Raw genomic sequence first — 9,704 nt, 5'->3', positions numbered from 1 at the left:
AAGCGGCTGCTCCGACGTGCGGCAGTCGCCGCTATTGGCCAATAACTCGTCGGAAATATCGCATCTGCAGCTATCACTCGCGATGAGCCCTATGTCATCATCAGCAGGTTGAGCTACGAAGAGGCGAAAAAGGAAGCCCAGGACTTCGATAATCTACTCACTCAAAAGAACTACGGAGATCGCTCCTACACTGGCGTAGACTTGGATGGTTACACCAAAGGCACTTATCACAGATCGACAAACGGGAAAACAAAAAGAAAAGTCTCAAGGAGAATTCCGAACAAAAAAGGAGGCACAACTCGCAGCAATTGAAGAGGAATCAAAGATCAGCCATTTTGGTTTTGCTGAGGAACGGTAGCGAACGGGGGAAATGTCCACCTTAACATCCTGCCTCGGTGGGGAAACTACCGCCTAAAAGACATCCCACGAAATGACTACCAAAAATGGATCAACGAACTACGTGGTCATTACAGCGAAGGAACGTCCGGCGAATACACAGCATATTCAGTTCAGCAATGAATGGCTCCGGACGGCGAAACGATTGCAAAGACATTAATGGTTAATAAAACTCTCGTCTACCCATTAAATTCGCAGCCCTATTTATCAACGCCGAAAACCAAAAACAGTGAAAGAACCATCAAACTGGATGAAATCACGCTAAAACTAATGAGGCGCCACAGGGTCAACCAAAAAGAAGTTTGCAAACGAGTCGATCTCCCCGTTCTCTCGTCTCACGCCCTCAGACATACCCATTACTCGAAGCAGGGGTAAATAAAAATACGTGTCCGAGCGACTTGGGCACGCAAGCGTGAAAGTCACAGCGGACACGTATCTACATGTTACAAAAAAGATTGAGGACGATGCTCTCACTCTTTATGAGCGATACGTCCAGAACTAAATTGTGGGCAAATTGTGGGCAAACCCATTTTTAAAGCTCGGAAACCCTTGTGACGCAATGGTTAACCGATAGAACCTTCCATCTCAAACTTAATGAGACGGTTCATCTCTACCGCATACTCCATCGGCAATTCTTTTGTGAATGGCTCGATGAAGCCCATTACGATCATCTCAGTCGCTTCTGCTTCTGACAAACCGCGGCTCATCAGGTAGAAGAGTTGATCCTCGGATACCTTGGATACAGTCGCTTCGTGCTCCAGCGTGATGCTGTCGTTCATGATCTCGTTGTACGGGATCGTGTCGGACGTGGACAGTTTATCCAGAATCAGCGTATCGCACTTGATGTTGGACTTGGAGCCTTCCGACTTGCGTCCAAACTGCGACAGACCACGGTAGGTTACTTTTCCGCCATCACGGGAAATCGACTTGGAAATGATCGTCGATGTGCAATCTGGCGCCAGGTGAATCATTTTCGCACCTGCGTCTTGGTGTTGTCCTTTTCCTGCTACAGCAATGGAAAGAACGGTACCTTTCGCGCGAGGTCCTTTCATGATAACAGCTGGGTATTTCATGGTCAGCTTGGAACCGATGTTACCATCGATCCATTCCATGTTCGCATCCGCGTAAGCAACCGCACGTTTAGTAACGAGGTTGTATACGTTGTTGGACCAGTTTTGGATCGTGGTGTAACGGCAACGAGCGCGTTCTTTTACAATGATTTCTACGACAGCGGAGTGCAAGGAATCCGTGCTGTAGATTGGAGCTGTACAGCCCTCTACATAGTGAACGAAGGAATCTTCATCGGCGATGATCAGCGTACGCTCGAATTGACCCATGTTCTCCGAGTTAATACGGAAGTAGGCTTGCAGTGGAGTTTCTACTTTTACGCCTTTTGGTACGTAAATGAAGGAACCACCGGACCATACTGCGGAGTTCAACGCAGAAAACTTGTTGTCTGCTGTAGGAATCACTGTCGCGAAGTATTCTTTCACGATTTCTGGGTGCAGTTTTACTGCGGAATCCATGTCGCAGAAGAGAACGCCCAGTTTTTCCAGGTCTTCCTGCATGTTGTGGTATACAACCTCAGATTCATACTGAGCAGATACACCTGCGAGGAACTTTTGCTCTGCTTCTGGAATACCCAGCTTGTCAAAGGTTGCCTTGATTTCTTCTGGCACCTCATCCCAGCTACGGCCTTGCTTTTCAGAAGGCTTTACGTAGTAGGTGATGCTGTCAAAATCGAGGTCGTCCAGATCGCCGCCCCATTTTGGCATCGGCATGCTGTTGAAGATGTCCAATGCTTTTAGACGGAATTCCAGCATCCATGCTGGCTCATCCTTGATCTTCGAAATTTCTTCGACGATCTCGCGGGTCAAACCCTTTTTGGTACGGAATACAGAAACGTCCTTATCGTGGAAGCCGTACTGATACTCCTGTATTTCTGGGCCTTTAACAGCCATCGTTGCTCACTCCTTCGTGTTCATGTCCCTTACCCATCACTATTCTTGCTCCGCCTGTTTGACACCTTGCTCCAATGCTTTCCAAGCCAATGTCGCGCACTTGATTCGCGCTGGGAACTTGGCTACGCCAGACAGGGCTTCGATATCACCAAGATCAATCGAGTCATCGATTTCTTTGCCTTGCATCATATCGGAGAATTTTTGCGACAGCTCCAGTGCTTCTGCTACTGGCTTGCCTTTGACAGCATCCGTCATCATGGATGCAGATGACATACTGATTGAGCAGCCTTCGCCGAGGAACTTCGCGTCCACCACCTTGCCGTCCTCCACTTTCAAGGAGAGCGAGATGCTGTCGCCACAGGTCGGGTTATTCAAATTCACAATGAGTCCGTCGGATTCTTCCAGCTTGCCACGGTTGCGCGGTTTCTGGTAGTGATCCATAATGACGCGGCGGTATAAATCATCAAGAGAAGACATTGCCGAAATACTCCTTCGTCTTCTTCAAGCCCGCGATCAGCACATCTACTTCTTCTTCTGTGTTGTACAGGTAGAAGCTTGCCCGAGCGGTAGCCGTCACATTCAGCCAACGCATCAGCGGTTGTGCGCAGTGATGACCGGCACGAACTGCGATTCCGTAACTGTCCAGCACCGTCGCCAGGTCATGCGGATGTACTGTATCCAGGTTGAATGTAATTAAACAGCTGCGGTCCTGCTGTGGGCCGTAAATCTTCAAGCCTTCTATCTCGCGCATTTGTTCCATCGCGTACTTGACGAGATGTTTTTCATGGCGCTCGATATTGTCCATTCCGATCTCTTCCAAAAAGTCAATCGCTGCTCCCAATCCGATAGCTCCTGCGATGATCGGCGTTCCTCCTTCAAATTTCCAAGGAAGCTCCTTCCACGTGGAATCGTACATATCCACATAGTCGATCATTTCTCCGCCGAACTCCATCGGCTCCACACGCTCCAGCACCTCACGCTTGCCGTACAGAACACCTACGCCTGTCGGGCCTGCCATCTTGTGCGCTGAAAACGTATAAAAATCGCAATCCAAATCCTGGACGTCGATTTTCTTGTGTGGAGCACCCTGCGCTCCATCAACAAACAAAAGTGCGCCATGCTGATGAGCGATTTGGGCAATTTCCTTGATTGGGGTAGTATCCCCCAATACATTGGAAACATGGTGAATCGCAACGAGTTTGGTATTGTCCGTAATTGTTTCCTTGACTGCCTCCAGAGTAACGGTACCGTCCTCTGCCAGCGGAATGAACTTGAAAGTCGCTCCGGTCGCCTTGGCTGCCTGCTGCCATGGAATGAAATTGGCGTGATGCTCCACCAAAGTGGTCACGATTTCATCTCCAGGCCCCAGGTACTTGCGAGCATAGCCATAAGCTACCGTATTACAAGCAGATGTCGTACCACGTGTAAAGACGATTTCTGCGGCTTCACGGGCGTTGATGAAGGCGCGAACTTTTTCACGCGCGCCCTCGTACCCATCTGTCGCTATGTTACCCAAGGTGTGCACGCCACGGTGCACATTGGAGTTATACTCCCTGTAGTATTTATCCATCGCCTCGATAACCTGAATCGGTTTTTGAGAGGTTGCACCATTATCCAAATAAACGAGCGGATGTCCGTTTACTTCTTGGTGTAGGATGGGAAAATATTTCCGAAGCTCCTTGGCGTTCATTAGCCTAACTTCCTTTCAAGCGCCTGACGGAGTCTGTTTTTCACTTCTTCTACTGGAATCTCAGCGACAACTGGCTCCAGGAAGCCGAGAATGATCAGACGTTCTGCGCCTTGACGGGAAATACCACGAGACATCAAGTAGAAGATAGACTCTTCACTAAAACGTCCTACCGAAGCTGCGTGACCCGCTTTAACGTCATCCTCGTCGATCAACAGGATCGGGTTGGCATCACCGCGAGATTTATCGCTCAGCATCAGGATGTTTTCCGCCTGTACGCCGTTTGCCTTTTCAGCGCCTTTTTCGATTTTCGTGATACCGTTTAGGATACTCACTGCTTCATCCGTCATAACAGCCTTGCTCACCATGTCAGACTCCGTGTGCGTGCCGATATGCTGAACTTGGGAAGTGAGGTTTTGGCGTTGGGAACCAGTACCTACAGAAATGGATTTGGTCTCTGCGATCGAAGCAGTTCCCTTGAGGATGGTGGTGTTGTTGGCAACGGTATTGCCATCGTTCATCTCACCCAAAATCCATTCCATTTTTCCATCGCGATCAACAGTTGCACGACGGAAGCTGTAGTCGTGAACGTCTACAGACAGAGAACGTACAGAAGCTACTTGCACAGATGCGCCCGCGCCTACATATACTTCAACAACGCTGTTCGCAACCATGCTTTTGCCTTCGCCAGATACATATGTATCCACGTAGGTTACTTTGCTGTTCGCTTCTGCCACGATCAAAACATGTGGAGCCAACAGAGCATTGTCGCCTGCGATTTCATACACAGTTTGCAGGGGAACATCTACTTCCACGTTTTTCGGAACGTAGAGGAATACGCCACCATTCACTACTGCAGTATGCAGCGCAGTCAGCTTGTGCTCATCAAGTGCGATAACGTTCAGCAAATATTTTTGCACGAGATCGCCATGTGATTGCAGAGCATCAGCAAAAGTCGTGAAGATCACGCCTTGTGCCTTCAACTCATCGGATACTGCTTGAAAAACGGTAGAAGCATTTTTTTGTACCAGCAGGTTTTTCACACTGTCGACATCGATTTGTGCTTTTACCAAATCGCTGAGTTCATTCGCCGCTGCCACCTTCGCAGTGGTTTTGAACGGATCGAAATCAACGGTATTCCATTTATCAATTTTCGTTTTCTCCAAGGCAGGGAGCGCCAGCTCTCCCGCCGCCTTCAGTCCAGCGAGGCGCTTTTCCAGGAACCAGGCAGGCTCCTGATTAGCTTTGGAGTACTGGGTGATCGCCTCGGAATCGAAGCGTAGCTGTACATCCACACTCATTTCACTGCTGCCTCCTTCATCCTACACGTTGGCGTTTACGGTTTCGTCCTCGATGCCGAGCTCTTCCTTGATCCAGTCGTAGCCTTCTGCCTCCAGGCGTTCAGCCAGCTCAGGACCACCGGACTTCACGATACGACCTTGCATCATGACGTGTACGAAGTCAGGCTTTACATAGTTCAGCAAACGCTGGTAGTGCGTAATAATCAAGAATCCGCGGTCTGCGGAGCGCATTTCGTTTACACCAGCTGCAACGATTTTCAATGCGTCGATGTCCAAACCGGAGTCGATTTCATCCAAAATACAGATAGCTGGTTCCAAGAGCATCATTTGCAGAATCTCGTTACGCTTTTTCTCACCACCGGAGAAACCTTCGTTCAGGTAACGGTGGGAGAAAGACTCATCCATTTCCAGCGTGTTCATCTTTTTGTCCATCTCACGGATGAATTTCATCAGGGAGATTTCGTTTCCTTCGCCACGGCGCGCGTTGATCGCAGAACGCAGGAAGTCAGAGTTGGTTACACCGCTGATTTCGGACGGGTATTGCATCGCCAGGAACAGACCTGCACGTGCGCGCTCGTCTACTGCCATTTCCAACAAGTCTTCGTCATTGATCAGCACTTCGCCACCGGTTACCTCATATTTCGGGTGACCCATCAATGTGGATGCCAATGTCGATTTACCGGTACCATTTGGTCCCATGATCGCGTGCACTTCGCCGCCCTTGATCTCCAAATTCAGGCCTTTGAGGATCTCTTTGTCCTCGATCTTGGCGCGAAGGTTTTTTATTTGCAAATGCGGTACTGCTGTCATCTGAATTCCCTCCATACACGTCAAAAGTGAGTTGGTAAATTCTCAATCCATTCTCAATAACTATCTTATAATAAGAATAATTATAAATCAAGGAATGAAACATATCTGTATTTTTTATATCATTATATTTAGAAAGTCTGTTTTTGCGCATGAATCCTTCCTAAATATTCTTGTCTCCGCAGCATTTTTCCCTTTGTAACTTTTGGACATACATTTCCGTTTAAACTCCAGGTACTTTTTGTAAAAAACACCACTGGATAACGATTGCACGCCGCAGGAGTTTCTCATTATGTATCGCTATCCCTCTATAGAAGGGGTCCCTTCGGAAGCTTACCTGACTCTATTCCGACAGTCAAATGGAAAAGTTGCCAATCCATACTTCAAAAGTTCTCGCTGGCAACAAGTCATGGAAAATCTCAAAACCGCCGGTCACACGCTGACGGTTTTTGTTGTTTTCACGAAGAAAAAACGGATAGACCTTATCGTCTACCCGTTTCTTTCCTGTTCGATTACTTTACTTTAGGACCCGCATTTGCAATATCTGTTGCATTCGGGAATTTCTTCTCGAAGTTCTCAATGAAGCGTGCAGCCAGATCAGCCGCTTGCTTATCGTAATCTTCCTTGTTTACCCATGTATTGCGTGGTTGCAGAACTTCAGCAGGAACGTTCGGGCAAGAAGTCGGTACTTGTACCCCGAAAATCTCGTCAGCTGTATAGTCTACCTTTTCCAGCTCACCGTTCAATGCTGCTGTTACCATCGCACGTGTGTAGGACAGCTTCATACGTTGCCCAACACCTACCGGACCACCAGTCCAACCAGTGTTCACCAGGTATACTTGAACCTTGCGCTCGTCAATCTTCTTACCGAGCATTTCTGCATATACTACTGGATACAGTGGCAAGAATGGAGATCCGAAGCAGGTAGAAAACTCTGTTTGCGGAGCGGTTACGCCACGCTCTGTACCTGCCATTTTGCTGGTGTAGCCAGACAGGAAGTGATACATGGCTTGCTCTTTATTCAGCTTGGAAATTGGAGGCAATACACCGAACGAATCGGCTGTCAAAAAGACGATGACATTTGGTTGCCCGCCTACGCCTGGAATCACAGCACCCGGAATTGCTTCCACTGGGTACGCAGCGCGTGTATTCTCTGTATATTTGATGCTATCGTAGTCGGCTACACGAGTCGCTTCGTTTACGTCTACATTTTCAAGTACGGTACCGAACTGGATTGCTTTCCAGATTTGCGGTTCGCCTTCTTCAGACAGCTTGACGCATTTTGCATAGCATCCGCCTTCGATATTGAACACGCCATTGTCAGACCAGCCGTGCTCATCGTCACCGATCAAGAAACGGTCCGGGTCAGCAGACAACGTTGTTTTTCCTGTACCGGACAATCCGAAGAACAGGGCAACGTCTCCGTCTTTACCTACGTTCGCAGAGCAGTGCATCGGGAGTACGTTGCGCTCTGGAAGCAGCATGTTCATTACGCTGAAGATCGACTTTTTCATTTCGCCAGCATACTCAGTGCCACCGATCAACACTGTCTTTTGCTCAAAGCTCAATACGATAAAAGTCTCGGAGTTCGTGCCGTGTACCGCAGGATTGGCCTTGAAATTAGGTGCATAGATAACCGTGAATTCTGATTCGTGCGCAGCCAGTTCTTCTTCGAACGGACGGATGAACAACTGACGTGCAAACAGGTTATGCCAAGCGAATTCGTTCACTACGCGGATTGGCAGACGATAGGTTGTATCTGCACCCGCAAAGCCATCGAAGACAAACAGTTCATCTTTTGATTGTAAGTATTGGAGCACGTCTTGTTGAAGTGCTTGGAATTTTTCAGTACTGATTGGTTGGTTAACCGGACCCCAGTTGATTTTATCGTGTACGGAAGCTTCGTCCACCACAAATTTGTCCTTTGGCGAACGGCCGGTAAACTTCCCTGTTAGCGCATTGAGCGCCCCCTTGTCGGTCAAAATCCCTTCGCCACGCTTCACTGCCATCTCAACAAGATTAGCCACAGGCAAGTTATGATACACTTTCGTAGCTCCAAGAATGTCAGTAAGCTTTTGAACCGTATTGGTTTCCATGTGTGAACGATCTCCTTCCCAAAATGTGTACCATTTATTGTGACTTTCTAATTGTCGCTCGATTTGTAATTAGTATATCACATTTAGCTAAATAAGCTACATAATTTTATAATCTCTTATGGAGAATGTGTGAATAACCCTCCTCATGCGTATTATTCCCCAACAGCAGTATTTTGTCCACAAACCAATCAGTCTATCGACTAGTCGGGAAGTACACAGAGACATTTTCCTCACAAAAAGAGCAACACCAAGAGTTTACTCTCTTAGTGTTGCTCTCACAAGGCATAAAGATTTACGTATTTTCAAACGTTTTTACTACTGTTTGACACAAAATCGCCACACCTTTTTCCAATGCAGAGCGTTCAAAATGCATCAGCGGATGATGCAGCCCTGGTACCAAATCACATCCAAGAGCCAGCATCGTCGCCTTGATATGAGGGCGCTCCACCGTATAGTAGTGGAAATCCTCCGCTCCCGGACTGACAGGCGCCGCTCTCAAATTCTCTTGACCGAGCACATCTACGATCGCCTGCTCCATAAGTGCCTTCGCTTGATCATCGACCTCTGCCGCTACCATGCGCGACCCGGCCTCTACCTCTATGCGTGCCTGAAAAGACTCCGCAACTCCGTCGATCATTTGGCGAACTCGATTCACCAGGTCATCCATCGCCTGATTCGTCTGCGCTCGCAGATCGAGAGCAAAACGCGCCTTGTCCGGGATAATGTTGTAGCTCTCTCCCCCGGCTTGCAGCATGGTCATTTTGACGGTGGCAGGCACCATCGGATTGATATGTATATGTCCGAGTCCTGAAATAATCGCTCCCGCTACTTCAATCGCATTGATCCCGAGATGCGGTCTCGCTCCGTGCGCAGCGACTCCTGTGATTTCCCCGTAGAGAAACATGGCTGCTCCATTGTAGATAGCGGGTCCCGCCGTTCCATTTGCCATCTCCTGAATCGGTCTTAGGTGAACACCGTACAAATAATCGATGTCATCGACGACACCCTTCTCGACCAACTTCAATGCTCCCGTTCCTTTTTCTTCGGCTGGTTGGAACAAGATTTTTAACGTTCCCGGCGGTTGATATCCAGCGGCAACCAATGCTTCTACCGTTTCCACGATCAATGTCATATGGGCGTCATGACCGCAGGAATGATTCGCGCGCCATTCACCGTTGACTTCTTGCCAGAGTGCATCGATGTCTGTGCGCAAGCCAACAACTGGCTTCCCTTCGCCCCATTCCGCTACTAATCCTGTACAATCGTTAAAAGTCGTAACACGCAGTCCCAAGGCACGCATGCGCTCCGCCAAATAGCGAGTTGTTTCTACTTCCTTCCAGCTTATCTCCGGATTCTCATGCAGATGACGGAATGTTTCGGCAATAGCATCTTTACGTGCGGCAACCGTCTGTTGCAACGACATAACAGTAGACATCAAAGCGCCTCCTCCAAAACC

Annotated in this window: 9 protein-coding genes; 2 read left to right on the top strand and 7 right to left on the bottom strand. The window is 48.4% G+C overall.

Annotated features, from left to right (window positions below; genetic code table 11):
* Nucleotides 1–205 precede the first annotated feature (205 nt).
* Nucleotides 206–358 (top strand): Arm DNA-binding domain-containing protein, encoded by a 153-nt coding sequence (locus PMI05_RS31670; RefSeq protein ID WP_255344514.1) that lies wholly within the window; start codon nucleotides 206–208, stop codon nucleotides 356–358.
* Nucleotides 359–430: 72 nt separating this feature from the next.
* Nucleotides 431–556, top strand: a complete 126-nt coding sequence (locus tag PMI05_RS31665) for a hypothetical protein (RefSeq protein WP_255344513.1) — start codon at nucleotides 431–433, stop codon at nucleotides 554–556.
* 403 nt (nucleotides 557–959) lie between these two features.
* Here the strand turns inward: PMI05_RS31665 and sufB are convergent, their stop codons facing one another.
* From sufB to PMI05_RS21745, 7 genes are all read right to left on the bottom strand, one after another.
* On the bottom strand, nucleotides 960–2,357 hold the full coding sequence (gene sufB / locus PMI05_RS21780) for a Fe-S cluster assembly protein SufB (RefSeq protein ID WP_007726382.1): 1,398 nt from the start codon (nucleotides 2,355–2,357) through the stop codon (nucleotides 960–962).
* A 39-nt stretch (nucleotides 2,358–2,396) separates the two neighbouring features.
* Nucleotides 2,397–2,834: a Fe-S cluster assembly sulfur transfer protein SufU gene (sufU, locus tag PMI05_RS21775; protein ID WP_007726380.1), complete on the bottom strand. Its 438-nt coding sequence runs from the start codon at nucleotides 2,832–2,834 to the stop codon at nucleotides 2,397–2,399.
* Complete coding sequence (locus PMI05_RS21770; protein ID WP_007726378.1) at nucleotides 2,821–4,047, bottom strand: cysteine desulfurase; 1,227 nt, start codon at nucleotides 4,045–4,047, stop codon at nucleotides 2,821–2,823. Before PMI05_RS21770 ends, sufU begins: the two co-directional genes overlap by 14 nt.
* Complete coding sequence (gene sufD, locus PMI05_RS21765; RefSeq protein WP_007726377.1) at nucleotides 4,047–5,345, bottom strand: Fe-S cluster assembly protein SufD; 1,299 nt, start codon at nucleotides 5,343–5,345, stop codon at nucleotides 4,047–4,049. Before sufD ends, PMI05_RS21770 begins: the two co-directional genes overlap by 1 nt.
* A 21-nt stretch (nucleotides 5,346–5,366) precedes the next feature.
* Nucleotides 5,367–6,155: a Fe-S cluster assembly ATPase SufC gene (sufC, locus tag PMI05_RS21760; RefSeq protein ID WP_007726376.1), complete on the bottom strand. Its 789-nt coding sequence runs from the start codon at nucleotides 6,153–6,155 to the stop codon at nucleotides 5,367–5,369.
* Between the two features lie 509 nt (nucleotides 6,156–6,664).
* On the bottom strand, nucleotides 6,665–8,248 hold the full coding sequence (pckA, locus tag PMI05_RS21750; RefSeq protein ID WP_007726374.1) for a phosphoenolpyruvate carboxykinase (ATP): 1,584 nt from the start codon (nucleotides 8,246–8,248) through the stop codon (nucleotides 6,665–6,667).
* 292 nt (nucleotides 8,249–8,540) lie between these two features.
* Nucleotides 8,541–9,683, bottom strand: coding sequence for a M20 peptidase aminoacylase family protein (locus PMI05_RS21745; protein ID WP_007726373.1), 1,143 nt, complete (start codon nucleotides 9,681–9,683; stop codon nucleotides 8,541–8,543).
* Nucleotides 9,684–9,704 lie beyond the last annotated feature (21 nt).

The sequence above is a fragment of the Brevibacillus sp. BC25 genome (assembly GCF_000282075.1).
In the GTDB taxonomy this organism is placed as follows: domain Bacteria; phylum Bacillota; class Bacilli; order Brevibacillales; family Brevibacillaceae; genus Brevibacillus.
This window is presented reverse-complemented; position numbering and strand designations above follow the sequence as displayed.

Coding starts and splice junctions, on each gene's coding strand:
- PMI05_RS21770 (WP_007726378.1), bottom strand. CDS start 4,047: ATGAACGCCAAGGAGCTTCGGAAATATTTTCCCATCCTACACCAAGAA.
- pckA (WP_007726374.1), bottom strand. CDS start 8,248: ATGGAAACCAATACGGTTCAAAAGCTTACTGACATTCTTGGAGCTACG.
- PMI05_RS21745 (WP_007726373.1), bottom strand. CDS start 9,683: ATGTCTACTGTTATGTCGTTGCAACAGACGGTTGCCGCACGTAAAGAT.
- sufB (WP_007726382.1), bottom strand. CDS start 2,357: ATGGCTGTTAAAGGCCCAGAAATACAGGAGTATCAGTACGGCTTCCAC.
- sufD (WP_007726377.1), bottom strand. CDS start 5,345: ATGAGTGTGGATGTACAGCTACGCTTCGATTCCGAGGCGATCACCCAG.
- PMI05_RS31665 (WP_255344513.1), top strand. CDS start 431: ATGACTACCAAAAATGGATCAACGAACTACGTGGTCATTACAGCGAAG.
- sufC (WP_007726376.1), bottom strand. CDS start 6,155: ATGACAGCAGTACCGCATTTGCAAATAAAAAACCTTCGCGCCAAGATC.
- sufU (WP_007726380.1), bottom strand. CDS start 2,834: ATGTCTTCTCTTGATGATTTATACCGCCGCGTCATTATGGATCACTAC.
- PMI05_RS31670 (WP_255344514.1), top strand. CDS start 206: ATGGTTACACCAAAGGCACTTATCACAGATCGACAAACGGGAAAACAA.